Genomic DNA, 18,018 nt, shown 5'->3' with positions numbered 1-18,018 from the left:
CCTCTTCGCACGCGGACCACGAATCCCAGGTGTTCCTTATCACCTTGATGACAAGAGCTTTGGCCCTGGAATATGACTTGATTGGGGCTAAATGGGACGGGACAGGTACGGGTGGACGCTGACGGTCGTAGCCGTCAGCGCGTTCATGGTCACCCTCGACAACACAGTCACCAACATCGCGCTGACGACGCTGTACAAGTACTTCGACACGGACATCGCGGCCGTCAGCTGGGTGACCACTTCCTACATCCTGATGTTCTCCTGCCTGATGATCGCGGGCGGACGTCTGGTCGATGTGTACGGCTGCCGCCGGATCTTCACCATCGGCATGGCGACCTTCACCCTTTCCTCCCTGGGCGCGGGACTCTCCCAGGAGCTCACCCACCTGATCCTCTTCCGGGTGGTCCAGGGCGCCGGGGCCGCGCTGGCGCTGCCCGCGACCCTGGTCATGGTGATCAACAAGAGGACCGACAAGCAGAAGTCGGTCGGCAACCTGGTCTACATCCTCACCGCGACCATCGCCTCCGCCCTCGGCCCCACCGTCGGCGGCCTGATCATCGACGCCTTCAGCTGGCACTGGATCTTCCTGATCAACGTGGTGCCCGGCCTGTTCGTCACCGTCCTCGGCCTGTTCGTGCTGGACGGCCAGAGCGACAACAGCCCCGAGAGCGTCGACCTGCCCGCGGTGCTCACCTCCGCGACTCTGCTCTTCGCCCTCACCTACGGCATCCACTCCGGCGGCAACCCCAAACTCGGCTTCATGGACCCCAGCGTGCTGGCGGTGTTCGGGCTGGCCGCCCTGGCCCTCGGCTCGTTCATCCTGGTCGAGAAATGGGCGCCCAACCCGATGCTCACCACGGAGTTCTTCCGGAACAAGGCCTTCAGCGGCGGCCTGGCCGGGCAGATCCTCTGGGGCATGGGCTTCTCCGGCGTCATCACCTACTCCGGCAACTTCATGCAGGAAGTCCTCGAATGGACCCCCTCCCAGGCCGGCACCGCCTTCATCCCGCCCGCCGTCATCATCGGCGTGCTCACCCCCCTCGGGTTCTGGCTGTCCGCCAAGTTCGGCCCCCGTGTCCCGATCTCCGCCGGCATGGTGCTCATGGCCTGCGGCCTCGTCGCCTTCTCCCGGCTGCGCCAGGGCGACACCTTCGTCGACATCATCCCCGGCATCGCCCTGGTCGGCGCGGGCTCCGCCCTGACCATGCCGCTCGGCCTCTACCTGATCAAGGCCGTCCCCGAGGAGCGCACCGGCGTCGCGGGCGGCGTCCTCAACGTCGGCCGCGAGATCTCCGCCGCGATGGGCATCGTGGCGCTCGGCGCGGTCCTGAAATCGTTGGAGCGCGATGCCCTCACCCAGGGCTCCAGCGAGGTCGAGGCGATGGAGCAGGGCTCGTCCGCCGCGCTGATGGTGGGCGGCGGCCTCGTCCTGGCCGGCGCGATCATCACCCTGTTCACCCTGCAGCGCCGCGGCGACATCCCCGAAGAGGAGCCGGGCACCACGCCCAAGGCCCCCGAGTCCCCGTCCATCACCTCCGGCTCGTTCCCGGTCATCCCCGACTGGTGGGGCAACAACCGGCGCAGCCAGATCCCGTCCGCGTGGCCGCCGCCACCGCCCTACAGCCCCTATGAGATGTCCGAGAGCGGCTCGTCCCGCTCGGGCTCCCGGTAGGCGGAGAAAGGCAGAACATGGGCCGGACAGTAGTGATCTTCGCGGCCGGCTCCCGGGGCGACCTGCAGCCGTGCGTCGCCCTGGGCCGCGGCCTCGCCGACCGGGGCGACGAGGTCCGCCTCATCAGCAGCGAGCAGTACCGGGAGCTGATCACCGGGGCCGGGCTGGGCTTCGCCCCGCTCTCCCTGGACCCCACGCAGATCGTGAACTCGCCCGAGGGACAGGAACTGCTGAGCGGCGGGCGCAACCCCGTCAAGTTCCTGCGCGGCATCCAGCGCATCGCACGGCCCCTCGCGATGCGACTCCTGCGGGAGGTCCTGGCCGGCGCCGACGGGGCCGATCTGTTCCTCGCCCCCACCCTGGGCTTCCTCGGCCAGCACGTGAGCGAGCACCTCGGCATCCCGCACGCCATCGTGCACTTCCAGCCCTCCCACCCGACCCGGGCCTTCCCCCACCCGTTCCTCCCCCGGGCCCGGCTGCTCGGCCCCTACGCCAACCGCCTGAGCTTCGAGGCCCTGGACTGGATCACCTGGCAGCTCTGCCGCCCCTTCATCAACCCGTGGCGCGCCGAGCAGCTGAAGCTCCCCCGGCTCTCCCCGCTCCGCGGACCCCTCCCCGCCGCCCGCCGCGCACCCGTCCTGTGCGCCTTCAGCCCCACCCTGGTCGACCGCCCCTCCGACTGGCCCGACAACGTCCGCATGACCGGTTTCTGGTTCCTGGAGCAGCCCCACTGGGAGCCCCCCGCCGACCTGTCGGCCTTCCTGGACGACGGCCCCCCGCCCGTCTACGTCGGCTTCGGCAGCATGGCGACGAAGGACCCGGCCGCCACCGACCAGCGGATCCGCTCGGCTCTGCGCATGGCGGGCCTGCGCGGTGTGCTCTCCCCCCAGCCGGGAAGCACCATCGAACCCGAGGACGACATGTTCGTCGTCCAGGACGTCCCCTACAGCCGGCTCTTCCCCCGCATGGCCGCCGTCGTCCACCACGGCGGTGCCGGCACCACCGCCGAGGGCCTGCGCGCCGGCGTCCCGTCGCTGGTCTGCCCCTTCTTCGGCGACCAGCCCTACTGGGCCGACCGCGTCCACGCCCTGGGCGCCGGCCCGTCCCCCCTCCCGGTCGCGTCCCTGACCGTCGACGCCCTGGCCACCCGCCTCCGCGACGCCGTCAAGGGCCCCCACCGCTCCCGGGCCCGGGAGCTCTCCCGCTCCCTCAACGCCGAAGACGGCGTCGCCCGAGCCTGCGAGGCCCTCGACCTCCTCCAACGCTGATCGCCCCAAGACATCTCAGCAGAAGCCGGAAGTCTCCAGCTTGAACCCGAACGGCTCGGGCAGCTCGATCGCCGTCCCGTAGTCCTCCCGCACGCTGGTGCGGTAGTCGTTGTTCTTCACATCGGGGTCGTTGAACAGCGTCACGGTGCGAGCGCTCTGGTCCACCAGCAGGTAGAGAGGGATACCCGCCCGGGCGTAACAGCGTCTTTTCACCGTCCGGTCCCGATCCGGGTTGGACGAGGTCACCTCGACGACCATCGCCACCCCCTCTGGTTCCATCCACGACTCGTCGCTGGCGAAGAGAGCCATCTCAGCGGGAGCGAACACCGCGTCGGGGATCACATGGTTCTTCGGGCGCAGTCCGTCCCGCCGCAGCCGAACACCCCTGTTGCCCGAGAAGTCCATGAGCACGGCGGCCTCTTTCACCATCTGCCTGACGATCCGCGACAACGCGTGCTCGTGGTAACCGCCAGGAGGCGGCGACACGACGATCTCCCCTTCCACGAGCTCCGCGCGAAAGCCCTCCGGCGTCTCCAAGGCCAGAAAGTACTGCAGCAGCGACTCGTCCTCGTCGAACGGCTGCTCCGCGAGTTCAGCGTCCATGCCGCATCCCCTTCCCATCACCTGCCCGGCATAAGGAACAGCGCCCTCGGCTGGACAGAGCAACGAGCGTCGAAGGACAAGCCGATATTACTCCAGGTAATCGGAGAGTCACGAGAAAACCGGGACTCGGTTCGAGGCCGGAGCAGCTCAGACCGCGCCGAGGTCGATCTCCACCGGGAAAGGAGCCGACACCTTGACCACGCCGGTGAACACCTCCCCCTCCCGGTAGACGCCGGCCGCCGGATCGAGGACGTAGGTGTACACCAACGGAATCCCGGTGGCGGCCTGCTCGACCCGCCAGTAGAAGGCGATGCCCGCCTTGGCGTACTGCTCCGTCTTCACGGTCCGGTCGGTCGTCTCCGACCCCGGTCAGACGACCTCGGCGACCAGCAGCACGTGCTCCGGGCGCGTGGGCGTGGCATCGAGCGTGTCCGCCCTGTACACGACGACATCCGGACGGCGGTTGGTGAGCGGCGCGTCCTGCAGCCGGACGTCGAAGTCCGTGTCGGCGTTCCAGTCCGGCCCCGCGGCACCCTCCAGGGAGTTGGCCAGCATCCGAGCGAGGCGGTTGTTCCGTTTGGACGTTCTGGGACTCACGACGACCATCCCGTCCACGATCTCGATGCCCGAGCACTGTTCCTCAGACCAGGAGTCGTACTGCTCCGCCGTGATCCGCTCATGCATCCACGCGGGGACGACCATCACGACCGTCATGGCACACCTCCCTGAACCCGCTCGGCGGGTCCTGGTCCCGACGGAATTCAGCGTACTTTCCCAGGTCGGCGGCGGGGAGGACACTTCGGCGCGACGAATTTTCGCCGGGGGGTGACGAACCCGGGAGGGGCGGCGCTAAAGCGTTCAGACCAGGGTCGAAGTGCCGGGATCACATCATGTGTGAAGGTTCGGTGCTTCTGGACTTCTGTTCCGTTCATCCCCTCACGGAGGTTTACTTTGCTCGCGAACACCACGCGTCTGGTGCTGGCCACCGCTCTGGCCGCCGGCGGCACGCTCGCCATGCAGGCTCCCGCTTCGGCCGCCAAGTCCTGCCTCCTCGGCAAGTGGAAGCTCACCCAGTTCACGATGACCGCCAAGGGCGAGAACATCGACGTGACCGGCCAGGGCGCCGAGGGCATGCGCCTGACCGTCGGCAAGAACTCGGTCACCTACAACTTCACCAAGGCCAAGAAGCTCGTGACCACCGGCACCGAGGCGGGCAAGCCCCTCACCGTCGAGACGCAGTACAAGAAGTCGCTGACGATGAAGTCCTCGTTCAAGGGCACCAAGACGGGCACCCTCACCCTGAAGCCGAAGACCGCCTCCGGCAGCGCCACCGGCACCGTCAGCTTCGGCGGCAAGAAGACCCCGGCCTACAAGCTCGCCAAGAAGTACCGCGGCGGCGAGTACGAGCCCATCGCCGTCCCGGTCTCGGCCTTCGACTGCTCCGGCAAGACGAAGAAGACGAAGAAGGCGACGGCGACCCTGAAGATCACGTACACGATCTCCGACCCCAACGGCACCGCCGTCGGGACGCTGTCCTTCAAGCGCTCCTCCTGACCAGGGGGCAGAGGCACCGGGGCGGCACGCCGCCCCGGTGCGGCCCGCGTCCCCGAGCGGGTTCGGGAGCCTTCGTCCCGTGGCGCGGGGTCAGCCGGTCTTCTTGGCCTTGAGGGTCTTCATGGCGGTGGGCCAGGCCTTCTTGAGCTCGCGCTTCCAGTAGGGCCAGGCGTGGGTGCCGCCGGAGTAGATGTGCGACTTGTGGGCGATCTTGAGGGCCTGGAGGCGCTTCTTGAAGTCGCCGTTGGTCATGCCGACGACGTATTCGGAGAAGAAGGCGACGTCGGTGGGGATGGGTGCGCCGCTGCCGGAGGTGAAGTAGAGCTTGGTGCCGCGGAGGTTCCCGGCCAGGGAGTACGGGTCGTGGGCCACCCAGTTGTCGCGGTTCGTTTCAGGGTCGCCGTAGATGGCATTGATGTCGGCGTTGCCGCTGTTCACCTGCTTCAGCGCATCCGGGACGCCCGGGGAGAGCAACGACAGGAGACCGCTGAAGGACGCGGCGTACTTGAAGCGGCCCTTGTAGCGTGCGGCGTAGGTGATGGCGCCCTGGCCGCCCGAGGAGTTGCCGATGACGGCGCGGCGGGAACCCGCGTGGAAGTTCCGCTGGACCAGCTGGAAGACCTCCGTCATGTGGAAGGTCTCCCATTGGGGGATGCCGTAGTTCCCGTAGTTGTACCAGTTGGTGTACGAGCCGTTGCGGCCCTCGGGCATGACGACGATGACACCCCACTCGGCGGCGAGCTTCGTGATGGTGGAGCTCTTCGACCAGGACTGGTAGCCGGCCCGCCCGCCGTGCAGGAGGTACACGACGGGCCAGGTCTTCTTCGTGTTCTTCTTCCAGCCCTTGGGCAGCAGGATCCGGACCTTCTCGGTCTTGCCGAGGCCCTTGGACCTCACGGCGACGTCGAGTCGGCGCTTGTCCTTCGTCAGCCACTTGTAGGCGGTGATCGAACTGCCGTTGTCGGCCTTCTTGAACCGTGCGGCGGCCGCCGCGGGAGCGGCCGGGGCGGGGGCCATGGCCAGGACCAGGGCGCCCGTGACGGCCAGCGAGGTGAGACGGCGGGGGTGGCGGGGGATTTTCACGATTCTGCTCAATACTTCTTGGCGCCGATTTCCTTCATGGCCCTGGGCCAGACGAACTTGTACTCACGGCGCCAGGCGGGCCAGTTGTGGCGGCCGTTCGCGTACAGGTGCGCCACGTAGGGGAGCTTCAGGCTGTCGAGCTTCCGCTTGAAGTACTGGTTGGTGGTGCCGGTCCACTTCTCCGAGACCAGGCCGAGGTCCCACGGGTCGAGGTTCTGCGGGTCGCCCTCGCCGGGCTTGCCGTCGAGGCCCGAGGAGAAGAAGATCTTGGTGCCCTTCAGGCCCGCGGCCAGGTCGTAGGGGTTGTGCAGCTTCCAGTTCTCCGCGTCGGCCGGGTAGCGGCCCCAGATCGCGTTGGGGTCCTGGCCGTTGCCCGTGTTGATCTGCGAGAGGAACTGCGGGATGAACGGGGCGCGCAGGTGCAGCAGGCCGCTGAAGGACGCGGCGTACTTGAACCGGCGCGGGTAGCGGGCGGCGTAGCCCATCGCGCCCATGCCGCCGGAGGAGTTGCCCATGACGGCCCGCGACTTGTTCGCCCGGAAGTTGCGCTCCATGAGCTGGTAGACCTCCGTCATGTGGAAGGTCTCCCACTTGGGAGTGCCGAACTTCCCGTAGTTGTACCAGTTGGTGTACGAGCCGTTGGCGCCTTCGGGCATGGCCACGATGACGTCGTACTGGGCGGCCAGCGACTCGATGGCGGTCATGCGGGTCCAGGAGAGGTAGCTGTCCTGGCCGCCGTGCAGCAGGTACACGATGGGCCAGGTCTTCTTGGACTTCATCGACCAGCCCTTGGGCAGCAGCAGCCGCACCTTGGGGTTGCCGCCCGGGAGCGACGGGGTCTTGACGGTGATGTCCATCTGCCGCTTGTTCTTGCTGACCCACTTGTAGGCGATGATCTTCGCACCGGTCGACGCGGGCTTGAACTTCGGCTTGGGCGCGGCGCTCGCGGCGCCGGGCAGCGTTCCGGCCAGCAGCGCGGAAGCCGTGACCACCATCCCGAAGCGCCGCAGGGTTTCAGTGCGCATACTCATCCTCCACCTCGCGCCATCGCCAGCCCACCCCGTCGGGGCCGGCCACGATCTCACGCTTTTTCACTGTGCGTCCAGCTGTTCGCGGACGTACTTCTTTGTCCCAGTCGTATCCTCCGCGCACCGGAACCACGGTGCGGCGGAATCCGCCGGAAGTCCTCTCCCCCTTCAGCGTCCGGGACGTGTCCCCCGTCACTTCCCGGCCCCCGGCCCCGTCCCCGAGCTCGATGTCGTGGACCTCGCGCAGGTCGATGGCGGCGTGCAGCGCCTTCAGCGGCCCCGGCAGCCACCAGTTGGCGTCGCCGAGGAAGCGCATGGTCGCCGGCACCAGCAGCGAGCGCACCAGCGTCGCGTCGACGACCACCGCGACCAGCAGGCCCACGCCCAGGATCTGCACCGTGGTGATCTTCGCGGTCGAGAAGGCCGCGACCACCACGATGAGCAGGACGGCCGCGCTGGTGATGATGCCGCCGGTCTGCTGCAGGCCCCGCGCCACCGCGGCCCGGTTGTCATGGGTCCTGTCCCACTCCTCCCGGATCCGGCTGAGCAGGAACACCTCGTAGTCCATCGAGAGGCCGAAGATGATGGACAGGACCAGGATCATCGCGGTGGCGTCGATGCTGCCCGTGACGGTGAAGCCGAGCAGCCCTGACAGGTGCCCGTCCTGGAACGCCCAGACCATCGCGCCGAACGACGAGCCGATCGACAGCAGGTTCATGATGATCGCCTTGATCGGCAGCGCGATCGAGCCGAACGCGGCGAACAGCAGCAGGAAGATGGCGACCACGACGAAGAGGCCGGTCTTGGGCAGCGCCTCGGCCAGGCTGGCCATCAGGTCCATCTGGCCGGCGGTGCTGCCGCCGACGCTGATGTGGTCGATCGCCTCCGGCCGCTGCCCCGGCTCGTCCATGGCCCGCAGCGTCCGGACGAGGTCCTGGGTCTCCTTGCTGTGCGCGTCGCCCTTGTAGGTCACCTGCATCTTGAGCAGGCCGTGCTCGGGGCTCTGGTTGGCGTAGGTCGCCGCGACCACTCCCGGCAGCTCGGCGACCCGGTCGCGGAAGTCCGCCAGGTTCTTCGGCAGCTCGTCCTCGCCGGGCTTGTAGTTCTTGGGGATCAGCGCGCCTTCGAGCAGCACGTCGATCGGGTCCATGACCCCGGAGGAGAACTCCCGCTGGATGGTCTCCACCGTCTGGCGGGTCTCCATCTCCTCCGGCAGGGACCGGATGTCGGAGACCCCGAAGTGCACCCGCGCGAAGGGCAGGACGAGCATGACCAGGACCGCGCTGGTGCCGAGGAAGTAGAGGATCGGGCGCTTCATCACGCTGTGCGCGAGGCGGTACCACATGCCCTCTTCTTCGGGCTTGGCCTTTCTCTTGGCCCGCTTGAGCCAGGGCATCTGACCGAACTCGATCCGCGGCCCTAGGATCGACAACATCGCCGGCAGGACCACCACGGTGGCGAGCATCGCGACGAAGATGACCGCGATGCCGACCAGCCCGATCGACTTCAGGAACACCTGCGGGAACAGCAGCAGCCCCGCCATGGACACCGCGACCGTGACGGCGGAGAACGAGATGGTGCGCCCCGCCGTGGCCATGGTGACGCCCATGGCCGTCCGCGGATCTCGTCCCTTGCCCAGCTCCTCGCGGAACCGGCTGATCACGAAGAGCGAGTAGTCGATGGCCAGACCGACCGACAGCAGGCTGACCAGCGAGATCGCCAGGTTCGACACGTCGGTCACCATGGTGATCACGCGCAGGACGGCGAACGCGCCCATGATCGAGAAGACGCCGATGAGCACCGGCTGCAGCGCGGCCGCGACGCTGCCGAAGACGATCAGGCCGATGATGAGCACCAGCGGCATCGAGATGATCTCGGCGTTGACGATGTCCGCGCTCATCTGGTTGACGAAGTCGGTGCCGATCGGGATGCTGCCGCTGATCTCCACCGACATCCCGGGCGCCTGCACCAGGCCCTTGATGGCCTCGTAATGTTGCGCCTTGACCTGGTCCGCCTTGGCCGGGTCGGGATCCGTCTGCACGAACAGCGCCACGATCGTGCTGTGTTCGTCATGGGAGACGAAGTTCTTGCGGGCGTCCTTGGCTTCCTTCTTGTTCCCCGGGATGTGCCAGTAGCTGAAGACCTGCTTGACGTGCTCCTTCGGCAGCCGGGCGACGGTGAACAGCACCGACTGCATGAACTCCGGATCGGTGACCTTGTACTCGTCGCTCCGGTAGACCAGCATCACGTCCGGGCTGGAGGCGCCGAACACACTGGCCGACTGCTGGTAGACGTACGTCGAGTCGGCGTTCGGGTCCTCGAAACCGCCCTGCTTGAGCACTCCGGGGCTCATGACCCCCAGTCCCCAGTAACCCGCGCCGAACGTCACGAGTGTCGCGAAGAGCAGCACGAGCCAACGGAACCGATGGACGAAACGACCCCAGCCGTACATGTGTGGTGATCCCCCCGGATCAGCGGGCGAGGCGGTCGGTGGTGCGCACCAGACCGCCTTCCAGGTAACGGGTGCGGGTCGCCGCCCTGGCGACCTTCCCGCTGGACGTGCGGGACAGGGATCCGGGCTCGATCAGCACGAACTCGTGGATGTGCATCTCGTGCACCTGGTTGACCCTGGTGCGGACGGCCCGCTCCACCTCGGCCAGGTCGAGCTTGGCGATCGGCACCCGCCGGTTGCGCTCGGCCACCACGACCAGCCGTTCGGTCTCCTCGCCGGGAATGGAGAAGGCCGCCACGTAGTCCGGCCGGATCGCCGGGCTGGCCTCCTCGGCGGTGACCTCGATGTCCTGCGGGTAGTGGTTGCGCCCGTCGACGATGATGAGGTCCTTGATGCGGCCCGTCACGTACAGCTCGCCGTCGTGGACGGCGCCGAAGTCACCGGTGCGCATCCAGCCGCCGGCCGGGATGCCCTGGGCGTCCTGGATGACGGCGTTGAACGTCTCGGCGCTGCGCTCGCAGTTGCCCCAGTAGCCGCGGCCGACGTTCGGCCCGTGCACCCAGATCTCGCCGACCGTCCCGTCCGGCTGCTCGCGGCCGGTCTCCGGGTCGACGAGCGCGACGTACTGGCCCTGCGGCGCGCCGCACGAGACCAGGTACTGGACCCTGTCGCCCTCCGCGTCCTCCTCGCTCCCCTCGAACGGGACGATCCGCCCCTGGGTGAGCGCCTCGCGGTCCACGCCCAGCAGCCTGGCGGGCACCGTCGGGTCGGGGTTGGTGACGAAGCTGCCGGACACGAAGACCGTCGCCTCGGCGAGCCCGTAGGCGGGCCGCAGCACGCCGGGCCGCAGCCCCGCCGGGGCGAACGCGTCGTTGAACGCCTTGAGGGTGGACGGGCGGATCGGCTCGGCGCCGTTCAGGCACACGTTGACGCCGCTGAGGTCGAGCCCGGCCAGGCTCTTGTCGTTGGCCTGGCCCGCCACGTAGTCGTAGGCGAAGTTCGGACCCGCCGTGTAGACGTTCGGGCACTCCGACAGCAGCCGCATCCAGCGGATCGGGCGCATGAGGAAGGACATCGGGTCGGCCAGGATCACGTGGTTGCCGTTCACCAGCGGTAGCGCCAGCGCGGTGATCAGGCCCATGTCGTGGAAGAGCGGCAGCCAGGTGACCGCCTCGCACGTCTCGATCTCCGGCGGGTCCCAGGAGCGCCACAGCTGGCGGGCGTTGGCGGCGAAACCGCCGTGGGTGATCTCCACTCCGGCGGGGCTGCTGGTCGACCCGGACGTGTACTGCAGGTACGCCAGGTCGTCCGGGGACAGTTCGGGCAGCTCCCAGCCCTCGCCGAGCGCCGGGTCGATCTCGTCGGCCAGGACGATGCCGCGCGGGCGGGGCACCTCGTGCTCGTCCAGGAACTTCTCGACGTACGGGAGCGCGGAGCTCAGCGTCACGATGACGGCGGGCTCGGCGTCGGAGTAGGCGCGGATCAGCCGGTCGGCGTTGCCGGGCAGGTCCGGGGAGAACAGCGGGACCGCGATGATCTGGGAGGCGAACGCCCCGCACATCGAGATCAGGTACTCCAGGCTCTGCGGCAGCAGCAGCGCGGCCCGGTCGCCGGGCTCGGCGATCTGGCGCAGCGCCGCGGCCGTCGCCTGGGACCGCCGCCACACCTCGCCCCAGGTCAGCGTGTGCTTGGCCCCGTCCCGGTCGCTGGAGTAGTCGACGAAGGTGAACGCCTTGGCATCGGGCTTGGTCACGGCGTGCTCTGCCAACGACTCGACCAGCGGACGGAGGTTGAGATCGGGGAGCAGTGAACCCAATGCCATGAAGGACTCCAGGGGGGCCGTGGGTATGACTTCGCGAGGCTACCGGAACCCGGGCACACCTGGTCACTAACCACCGAGACGATACACATCCGGACCTTTTGTTAGTGAGGTGACAAGCCCGGTACGTCTCACCCTTCAGGCGCGCCCTGTCAAGACGCACCACCTCTCAAGTCCCCCACAAATCAGGTCCTGCGCCGCCACAACGCCAGCACGACGACGGACCAAGCCACCGCCGCCTCACCGGCCAGCGCGACGGCCAGCGCCACCAGCCAGCCCCGGCCGTCGTCCGCCAGCGGCCCCTCGGCGCTGGTGACGCTCAACCGCGGCGACGGCCCCGCCGTCCCGCTCGGCCCGACCGGCGGCAGCGCGACCACGGGTGCCTTCGGAAGGACGGGCGGCGCCAAGGGCGGCTCCACGGACGCAGGCGGCCGGACGGCGCCCGGCGAGAGCGGAGATGACGGAGACCGGGGCGGGTCCACGCTCCGGGACGGCTTCCGCCGCTCCACGCGTTCGACGATCCCGGTATCCGAGGGCCCGGATCCGAGGACGCGGTGCCTCGCCGCCTTTCCCGGCCCCGGTCCCCGCCCCGGCCCTGATCCCCGCCCTGGCCCCGGCAGCCGGACGGTCTTCACCACCTTCGGCGTGTTCTCCGACTCGACGACGGTCCTGAGCCCCTCGTCTCTCCCCACCGCCTCCTTCTCCCTGAGTCCGAGCCGGAGCACGGTGATCCCGGCGAGATCGCCCATCTCGCAGGAGAGCCGGGCGCCCTTCACCTCGCAGGAGGACGGGATCCGCGACCATCGGACCGGCCCCGTCACGGTGAGACGGGCCTTTCTCGCGGCCCCCCGCACCACCCGGATCCCGATCGTGGCGGTGACCCGCCCGTCTCGCGCGCCGGGGCCCTTCCCCCTCTCGAACCCGACGTCCACCCGCACCTCCGCCGGACGTCCCGAGGGATAGCGGGGCCTCGGATCGGGAGACGGCGGGGGCGAGCGGCGCGGACCCGGAGGCTCCGGCTCCCCCGAGGGCTCCGGTTCTCCCGAGGACTCCGGCTCCTTCGAGGGCTCCGGGTCCGTCGAGGGCTCCCGCTCCTCCATGGGTTCCGGATCCTCCGGGACTTCCCGGCCTCTCGAGGACCCGCGGTCCTCCGAGGGCTCCGGCGACCCGTGGCGCGCCCGGGGTTCGTGGTGTTCGTGGCGGCTCGGAGGTTCCGGCGGCTCCGGCCGGGGCGGAGGGCAGAGGGCCACGGCGCCCGGCGCCGTCCACAGGGCCAGTCCCGCCGAGAGCGCCGCTCCCCATACCCGTCTCGCCCGCACCGCCGCCGCCTTCCGTCGCCTGTTCGGAGGGGGTCAAGGGGGCGCAGCAAGGTCATCCCCCACGATGATCGGAGATAACCTCCCAGACCACTTTCACAGAGCGAAATGCAGTTTCCGTACACTGAGCCCATGACTGTGCGGTCCCTGGAACGGGCCTTCGAACTGCTGGAGCACCTCACCGACGCGGGCGGCGAGCTGGCGCTCTCCGAGCTCACCGAGAAGGCGGGTCTGCCGATGCCGACCGTCTACCGGCTGATGCAGACGATGGTCGCCCGGGGCTACGTGCGCCAGGAACCCTCCCGCCGCTACTCGCTCGGCCCCCGGCTGATCCGGCTGGGAGAGGGCGCGTCCCGGCTGCTGGGCGCCTGGGCCAGGCCCGCGCTGGCCGACCTGGTGGACCGGCTGGGCGAGACCGCGAACATGGCGCTCCTGGAGGGCGACGAGGTGGTCTACGTCGCGCAGGTGCCCTCCCGGCACTCCATGCGCATGTTCACCGAGGTGGGCCGCCGGGTCCTGCCGCACTGCACCGGGGTGGGCAAGGCGCTGCTGGCCCAGCTGCCGGAGGACGGCGTCCGCGCGCTGCTGGCCCGTACCGGCATGCCGGCCCGCACCCCGCACACCCGCACCGACCCCGACGCGCTGATGGCCGAGCTGGCCGTCGTCCGGGAGCGCGGCTACGCCCTGGACGACGAGGAGCAGGAGCTGGGCGTGCGCTGCGTGGCGGTCCCCCTGACCGGGGTCCCCGCCCTCGCCGCCTTCTCCGTCTCGGGACCCAGCGGCCGGATGACCCCCGAGGCCATCGAGGCGGTCGTCCCGGTCATGCGGAGCGCCGCCGACGGTTTCGTCACCGGGCTCGTCCGGCCCTGACCCGCGGGAACGAAAAAGATCCGCGCGGCCCGAGGGCCGTGCGGATCCATGCGGAGCGCAGGGGAACAGGTCAGCCCGCGTATCCCTGGAGCAGGTTCGACACGTTCGCCGGCAGCTGCGGCAGACCGGGCAGCCCGCCGAACAGGCCGGACTGGGTGGGCCTGGCCGCCTTGTTCTTCTCATCGAAGAGCGAGCTCTTCAGGCCGCTGTTCGTGCCGCTGCCCTTGAGCGCTTCGAAGACGTCACCGGTCTGGGTGTTGAGGACCTTGTTGCCGAGCAGCCTGGGCTCGGGCTCGGCGGCCATCGCCTGGCGTCCGCCCTTCGGGGCCGCCTGACGGGGCTGCGCCTTGGGCGCCGCTTTGGGGGCTGTTTGCGGGCCCGCCGGGAGACCGGCCTGAGGCCCGGCCTTCGGGCCGCCGGGCAGGGACGGGGCCGCCGCCTTCTCCACCTTCTCGCCGAGCTCGTCGGCCACGGACAGGGAGACCGGGCTCTTGCGGGACATGTGCCTGTCGAGCTTCGCCTGGGTATCGAGCAGCCCGCCGAGCAGCCCGCCGAGTATGTTGCCGACCGCGTCGGCGCCCAGGCCCGGGCCCGGGTCCGCGGGCGAGGCCTGCTCGGCCGTGCCGTTCGGCACCCGGCGCTGGGCGGCCATCGCCTTCCTGGGGGTGACGCAGCGGGTCTTCGCCAGGTCGGTGGTCTTGCCCGTCTTGTCGACGAGCTGGGCGCCGATGACGGTGTAGCCCTCGGCGGTGCGCACCTGCCTGTTCAGGTAGGCGTAGGCGCCGTCCCGCAGCGGGATCTGCTGGTTGAGGGCGGGGTACTCGGGCAGTTTCCTGCCCTGGAGCCTGCCGCCCTCGATGAGGGTGCCGCCTCTGGTCTTCCCCTTGGAGGGGGTGACGCACCTGCTGGCGATGCCCTCGGCCTTCAGGCCGTACTTCTCGCTGGACGTCGGGCCGAGCAGAGAGGTGGCCTCGTGCGCCCCGTCGCGGCGGGTCTCGATCCGCGAGGTGCCCGCGCTCCGCACCGTGTCGAGGGCCAGGTAGGGAAAGGGGCCCAGAACAGGACGGGCCAGGTCCGCGGACGAGCCCTTCGTGCCGTCCCGCTCCAGCAGCGCGGCCAGCGGGCCGTCGTCGGCAGCCGCCGCGGGCGCCCCGGCGAGCAGGGCGACCACCGGAGTGACCGCCATGGCGCAGATCAGGTTCCTGGTGGTGCTCTTCATTTCTCATCCCCCCGGACGGTTCGTGTCCCCGCCCCTTCGGCGGCACCGTCGTGGGGGGACGTTAGTACAGCTCACCCGGCCCGTTGAGGAGACTCGCGAATTCATTATGAGCGATTGAAGCGATCAAATAAATTGCGCATCCACCAATTTTTCTGGCATTACCCCTCGGCATTCACCCCGAAACCCGCCAGGATTCCAGGGACCCCGGGGTGGCGCCGACCGACCCGGACAGGCCAATCTCTTACCTACCCTTTACCAAGGCCATGTTTGGCTGTGCCCCTGAACGACCCCGGAGGACCAGAGCAGTGGCGACCAAGAGCAAGGGCGACGATGCTTCGAAGGCGAGCGCCAAGGAGCGTGTGGCCGCCATGCGCGCGGCGGAGAAGCGGCGCGAGCGGATCCGCTGGATCATCACCTTCGCGGTGGTGGCCGTGATCATCGGCGCGATGGGCGGCGGCGCCTACTGGGCGGTCGACAAGAGCGAGCGCGACAAGGAGAAGAACGCGGCCAAGGCGAACCAGGCCCGGATCGAGGCGGGCCCGCCCTGGACGCTGCCCACCGACCCGGTCAAGGTCGCCAAGCAGCTCGGCCTCGAGGTGAAGCTCGGCATGGAGGGCGACGCCAAGCACGAGCACTCCCACCTCAGCCTCTTCGTCAACGGCGAGCAGCAGCCGATCCCCGCCAACCTCGGCATCGACCCCGCCGGCAACATCGCCGAGCTGCACACCCACGACACCCGCGGCGTCCTGCACGTGGAGTCCTTCAGCAGGGACAAGGTCTTCACCCTCGACCAGCTCTTCAAGATCTGGGAGATCCCGCTGAGCAAGACCCAGGTCGGTCAGTTCAAGACCGACGCCGAGCGCACGCTGAAGTTCTACGTGGACGGCAAGGAGGTGCAGGACGACCCGAGCGAGATCGAGCTCAGCCACCACCGCGAGATCGGCGTCGTCTACGGCACGGCGGAGCAGAACGCGAAGATCAAGGTCCCGGCCGCCTTCCAGTTCGCGGACGGCGAGTGATCTGACGCCTCCCGAGGCCCGGAACCGCACGCGGTTCCGGGCCTCGGGCTTTCTCCATGCGATACCCGGCGCGGCCGGCGGTGAACGGTAGATTCGAGCCATGCGCATCGGACTCGTCGGGCTCGGCGACATAGCGGAGAAGGCCTACCTTCCGCTGGTCGCGGGGCATGCCAGGACCGAGCTCGTGGGGGTGGCCAGCCGTTCGGCCACCGCCGTCGACTCCGTCCTGTCGCGTTACCGGATCCCGTTCGGCACCACCGACTACCGGGAGCTGCTGGAACGCGACCTCGATCTGGTGATGGTCCACGCCGCCACCGAGGCGCACTTCGAACTCGTCGGGGAGTGCCTGCGGCGCGGCGTCCCCACCTATGTGGACAAGCCGCTGTCGGCGGACCTCGCCGAGGCCGAGACCCTGACCGGCCTCTCCGAGGACCTGGGCGTCCTGCTCGCGGTCGGGTTCAACCGCCGGTTCGCCCCCGCCTACCGAACCGCCCGCTACTGGGTCTCCGACTCCTTGCAGTGGTTCTCCCTGGAGAAGCACCGCCCTTCGCTCCAGGACGCCCCGGCCCGGCACACCGTCTACGATGACGCTCTTCACCTGCTGGACCTGGCCATATGGCTCCTGGGCGAGCGGTTCGAAGAGGAGAACCTCCTCCTGCGCACCGACCACCTCGGCCGGATGACGACCTGCGCCGCCCTGCTCGGCGGGGACGGCCGAAGCGGCTCACTGGCGATGCACCGCAGGTCCGGAATCGACCTGGAACGGCTCGAGGTGCACGGTGACGGCCGGTCGGCGGCCGTCACCGACCTGGAGCGGCTGGAGCTGCGCCGCGACGGACGGGTCCAGCTCCCGCCCGCCGCGTCCTGGGAGTCCGTCGCCCACCGCAGGGGGTTCGCCGCCCTGCTGGAGCACGTGCTCGACAGCCTCGTCTCTCCGGAGTCCTGCGAGGTGTCGGCCTCCCACGCGCTGCCCGCCCACCGGCTGGCCGAGCGCCTGCTGAGCGCCGGTTAGGACGAGCCCTTCCTCGGCTCCAGGCCGGCGCAGTCGCGCAGGCCCTGCCAGCGCTTCAGCTCGGCCTTGGCCGAGGCGCCCTTGAGCCGGAGCGGAAGCCCGCCCGAGATCCTGGCCGGCTTCCACACCGCCTTGGTGATCTTCCCTTCCTCGGCTTTGAGCAGCAGGACGCCGGAGTTCGCCGTCTGCCCGCTGGCCGAGTAGAAGACGAAGTTGCCCATCCCGTAGTGGATGTAGCTGTCGTCCAGGTAGCCGCCGCCGAGCGGGATGTGCGCGTGCCCGCCGACCACGGCGTCCGCGCCCGCGTCGACGAGCTGCCGCGCCAGTTCCTTCTGCCGGGGCAGCGGGCAGGGGTTGAGCTCCTCGCCCCAGTGCAGGTGCACGATCACCAGGTCGGAGCCCTTGCGCGCCTGCTTCACCGCCTGGATCATCCGCGGGACCTCCTTGGCCGAGGCCAGCCCGCCCTTGGTGTCGGTGGCGGTCCAGGCCGGGATGAGGTGGTCGTCCAGCACCTGGGTGGCGCCCAGGATCGCGATCTTGTTGCCCTTCACCGTCGTCCGGTAGGGGGCGTAGGCGGCCTTGGCGTCGCGGCCGATGCCCACGGTCGGGAAACCGGTCTTCTTGATCGCCTTCAGCGAGTCGGCGAGACCCGTCTCCATGTAGTCCATGCCGTGGTTGTTGGCCATGCTCACCACGTCCACGCCGGCCGCCTTCAACGCGGTGAAGGCCGTCGGGGGGGCGCGGAAGGTGAACTGCTTGCCGGCCGGGGTGCCCCCGGTCGTGATGGCCGTCTCCAGGTTGACCATGGCGAGGTCCGCCTTGCGCAGGGTCGAGGAGATCGGGCCGAGCGCCGTCTTCGGGCTGTTCAGCCTGGCCCGCAGCTGGCCCTCGAAGTGCACGTCGCCGCCGAACGCCAGGATGACCGGCTCCTTGGCGGGCGGCTCCTCGACGGGCGCGGCGGACTTCGTGGGCACGGGCGGGGTGGTGTCCCCCGCGGCCTCCGAGACGTCCTCACCGCTGCTGCACGCGGACGCCGCCAGTACACCGGCCAGCGTCGCCGCCAGCATCACCTTTCCGCGCATCCGGACCTCCTCGCCCCTGGG

16 protein-coding genes are annotated in these 18,018 nt (G+C 69.3%); 6 read left to right on the top strand and 10 right to left on the bottom strand.

Features of this window, described 5'->3' with window-relative positions; all coding sequences use genetic code 11:
- Positions 1-91 precede the first annotated feature (91 nt).
- The gene (locus ABGB12_RS18880) at positions 92-1,672 is read left to right on the top strand and encodes an MFS transporter (protein WP_347679630.1); all 1,581 of its coding nucleotides are present in this window, start codon (positions 92-94) and stop codon (positions 1,670-1,672) included.
- Between the two features lie 17 nt (positions 1,673-1,689).
- Positions 1,690-2,940 carry a glycosyltransferase gene (locus ABGB12_RS18875; protein WP_347679628.1) on the top strand — a complete coding sequence of 417 codons (1,251 nt, stop codon included), beginning with the start codon at positions 1,690-1,692 and terminating at the stop codon, positions 2,938-2,940.
- Positions 2,941-2,955: 15 nt separating this feature from the next.
- On the opposite strand, the gene ABGB12_RS18870 is transcribed toward ABGB12_RS18875, so the two are convergent.
- From ABGB12_RS18870 to ABGB12_RS18860, 3 genes are all read right to left on the bottom strand, one after another.
- On the bottom strand, positions 2,956-3,543 hold the full coding sequence (locus tag ABGB12_RS18870; RefSeq protein WP_347679626.1) for a Uma2 family endonuclease: 588 nt from the start codon (positions 3,541-3,543) through the stop codon (positions 2,956-2,958).
- Positions 3,544-3,690: 147 nt separating this feature from the next.
- Positions 3,691-3,885, bottom strand: a complete 195-nt coding sequence (locus tag ABGB12_RS18865) for a hypothetical protein (RefSeq protein ID WP_347679624.1) — start codon at positions 3,883-3,885, stop codon at positions 3,691-3,693.
- A 27-nt stretch (positions 3,886-3,912) separates the two neighbouring features.
- Positions 3,913-4,257, bottom strand: a complete 345-nt coding sequence (locus ABGB12_RS18860) for a Uma2 family endonuclease (protein WP_347679622.1) — start codon at positions 4,255-4,257, stop codon at positions 3,913-3,915.
- Between the two features lie 237 nt (positions 4,258-4,494).
- On the opposite strand from ABGB12_RS18860, the gene ABGB12_RS18855 reads away from it, so the two are divergent.
- Positions 4,495-5,097, top strand: coding sequence for a hypothetical protein (locus ABGB12_RS18855; protein ID WP_347679620.1), 603 nt, complete (start codon positions 4,495-4,497; stop codon positions 5,095-5,097).
- Between the two features lie 90 nt (positions 5,098-5,187).
- Here ABGB12_RS18855 and ABGB12_RS18850 read toward each other — a convergent pair whose 3' ends face one another.
- The 5 genes from ABGB12_RS18850 to ABGB12_RS18830 form a co-directional block, all read right to left on the bottom strand.
- On the bottom strand, positions 5,188-6,192 hold the full coding sequence (locus tag ABGB12_RS18850; RefSeq protein WP_347679618.1) for an alpha/beta hydrolase family protein: 1,005 nt from the start codon (positions 6,190-6,192) through the stop codon (positions 5,188-5,190).
- Positions 6,189-7,205, bottom strand: a complete 1,017-nt coding sequence (locus ABGB12_RS18845) for an alpha/beta fold hydrolase (RefSeq protein WP_347679616.1) — start codon at positions 7,203-7,205, stop codon at positions 6,189-6,191. The genes ABGB12_RS18850 and ABGB12_RS18845 overlap by 4 nt, the downstream gene beginning before the upstream one ends.
- A complete protein-coding gene (locus tag ABGB12_RS18840) occupies positions 7,195-9,618 on the bottom strand; it encodes an MMPL family transporter (RefSeq protein ID WP_347679614.1) in 2,424 nt (807 codons plus the stop codon). The genes ABGB12_RS18845 and ABGB12_RS18840 overlap by 11 nt, the downstream gene beginning before the upstream one ends.
- Before the next feature lie 61 nt (positions 9,619-9,679).
- Positions 9,680-11,482: a fatty acyl-AMP ligase gene (locus tag ABGB12_RS18835; RefSeq protein WP_347679612.1), complete on the bottom strand. Its 1,803-nt coding sequence runs from the start codon at positions 11,480-11,482 to the stop codon at positions 9,680-9,682.
- A gap of 182 nt (positions 11,483-11,664) precedes the next feature.
- Positions 11,665-12,579 carry a hypothetical protein gene (locus ABGB12_RS18830; RefSeq protein ID WP_347679610.1) on the bottom strand — a complete coding sequence of 305 codons (915 nt, stop codon included), beginning with the start codon at positions 12,577-12,579 and terminating at the stop codon, positions 11,665-11,667.
- 348 nt (positions 12,580-12,927) lie between these two features.
- On the opposite strand from ABGB12_RS18830, the gene ABGB12_RS18825 reads away from it, so the two are divergent.
- Entirely contained in the window at positions 12,928-13,665 is a 738-nt protein-coding gene (locus ABGB12_RS18825) for an IclR family transcriptional regulator (RefSeq protein WP_347679608.1), read from the top strand.
- Between the two features lie 70 nt (positions 13,666-13,735).
- Here ABGB12_RS18825 and ABGB12_RS18820 read toward each other — a convergent pair whose 3' ends face one another.
- Positions 13,736-14,884 (bottom strand): hypothetical protein, encoded by a 1,149-nt coding sequence (locus ABGB12_RS18820; RefSeq protein ID WP_347679606.1) that lies wholly within the window; start codon positions 14,882-14,884, stop codon positions 13,736-13,738.
- 305 nt (positions 14,885-15,189) lie between these two features.
- On the opposite strand from ABGB12_RS18820, the gene ABGB12_RS18815 reads away from it, so the two are divergent.
- Positions 15,190-15,903 carry a hypothetical protein gene (locus ABGB12_RS18815; RefSeq protein WP_347679604.1) on the top strand — a complete coding sequence of 238 codons (714 nt, stop codon included), beginning with the start codon at positions 15,190-15,192 and terminating at the stop codon, positions 15,901-15,903.
- A 100-nt stretch (positions 15,904-16,003) separates the two neighbouring features.
- On the top strand, positions 16,004-16,915 hold the full coding sequence (locus ABGB12_RS18810) for a Gfo/Idh/MocA family oxidoreductase (protein WP_347679602.1): 912 nt from the start codon (positions 16,004-16,006) through the stop codon (positions 16,913-16,915).
- Here ABGB12_RS18810 and ABGB12_RS18805 read toward each other — a convergent pair.
- Entirely contained in the window at positions 16,912-17,997 is a 1,086-nt protein-coding gene (locus ABGB12_RS18805; RefSeq protein ID WP_347679600.1) for a CapA family protein, read from the bottom strand. The genes ABGB12_RS18810 and ABGB12_RS18805 overlap by 4 nt on opposite strands.
- Positions 17,998-18,018: the final 21 nt, after the last annotated feature.

The sequence above is a fragment of the Actinocorallia sp. B10E7 genome (assembly GCF_039871655.1).
Taxonomy (GTDB): domain Bacteria; phylum Actinomycetota; class Actinomycetes; order Streptosporangiales; family Streptosporangiaceae; genus Actinocorallia.
This window is presented reverse-complemented; position numbering and strand designations above follow the sequence as displayed.

Bases quoted from the DNA above. Each gene is read 5' to 3' on its own strand.
- ABGB12_RS18880 (WP_347679630.1), top strand. From the start codon at position 92: ATGGGACGGGACAGGTACGGGTGGACGCTGACGGTCGTAGCCGTCAGC.
- ABGB12_RS18875 (WP_347679628.1), top strand. From the start codon at position 1,690: ATGGGCCGGACAGTAGTGATCTTCGCGGCCGGCTCCCGGGGCGACCTG.
- ABGB12_RS18870 (WP_347679626.1), bottom strand. From the start codon at position 3,543: ATGGACGCTGAACTCGCGGAGCAGCCGTTCGACGAGGACGAGTCGCTG.
- ABGB12_RS18860 (WP_347679622.1), bottom strand. From the start codon at position 4,257: ATGACGGTCGTGATGGTCGTCCCCGCGTGGATGCATGAGCGGATCACG.
- ABGB12_RS18845 (WP_347679616.1), bottom strand. From the start codon at position 7,205: ATGCGCACTGAAACCCTGCGGCGCTTCGGGATGGTGGTCACGGCTTCC.
- ABGB12_RS18835 (WP_347679612.1), bottom strand. From the start codon at position 11,482: ATGGCATTGGGTTCACTGCTCCCCGATCTCAACCTCCGTCCGCTGGTC.
- ABGB12_RS18830 (WP_347679610.1), bottom strand. From the start codon at position 12,579: ATGGAGGAGCGGGAGCCCTCGACGGACCCGGAGCCCTCGAAGGAGCCG.
- ABGB12_RS18825 (WP_347679608.1), top strand. From the start codon at position 12,928: ATGACTGTGCGGTCCCTGGAACGGGCCTTCGAACTGCTGGAGCACCTC.
- ABGB12_RS18820 (WP_347679606.1), bottom strand. From the start codon at position 14,884: ATGAAGAGCACCACCAGGAACCTGATCTGCGCCATGGCGGTCACTCCG.
- ABGB12_RS18810 (WP_347679602.1), top strand. From the start codon at position 16,004: ATGCGCATCGGACTCGTCGGGCTCGGCGACATAGCGGAGAAGGCCTAC.
- ABGB12_RS18805 (WP_347679600.1), bottom strand. From the start codon at position 17,997: ATGCGCGGAAAGGTGATGCTGGCGGCGACGCTGGCCGGTGTACTGGCG.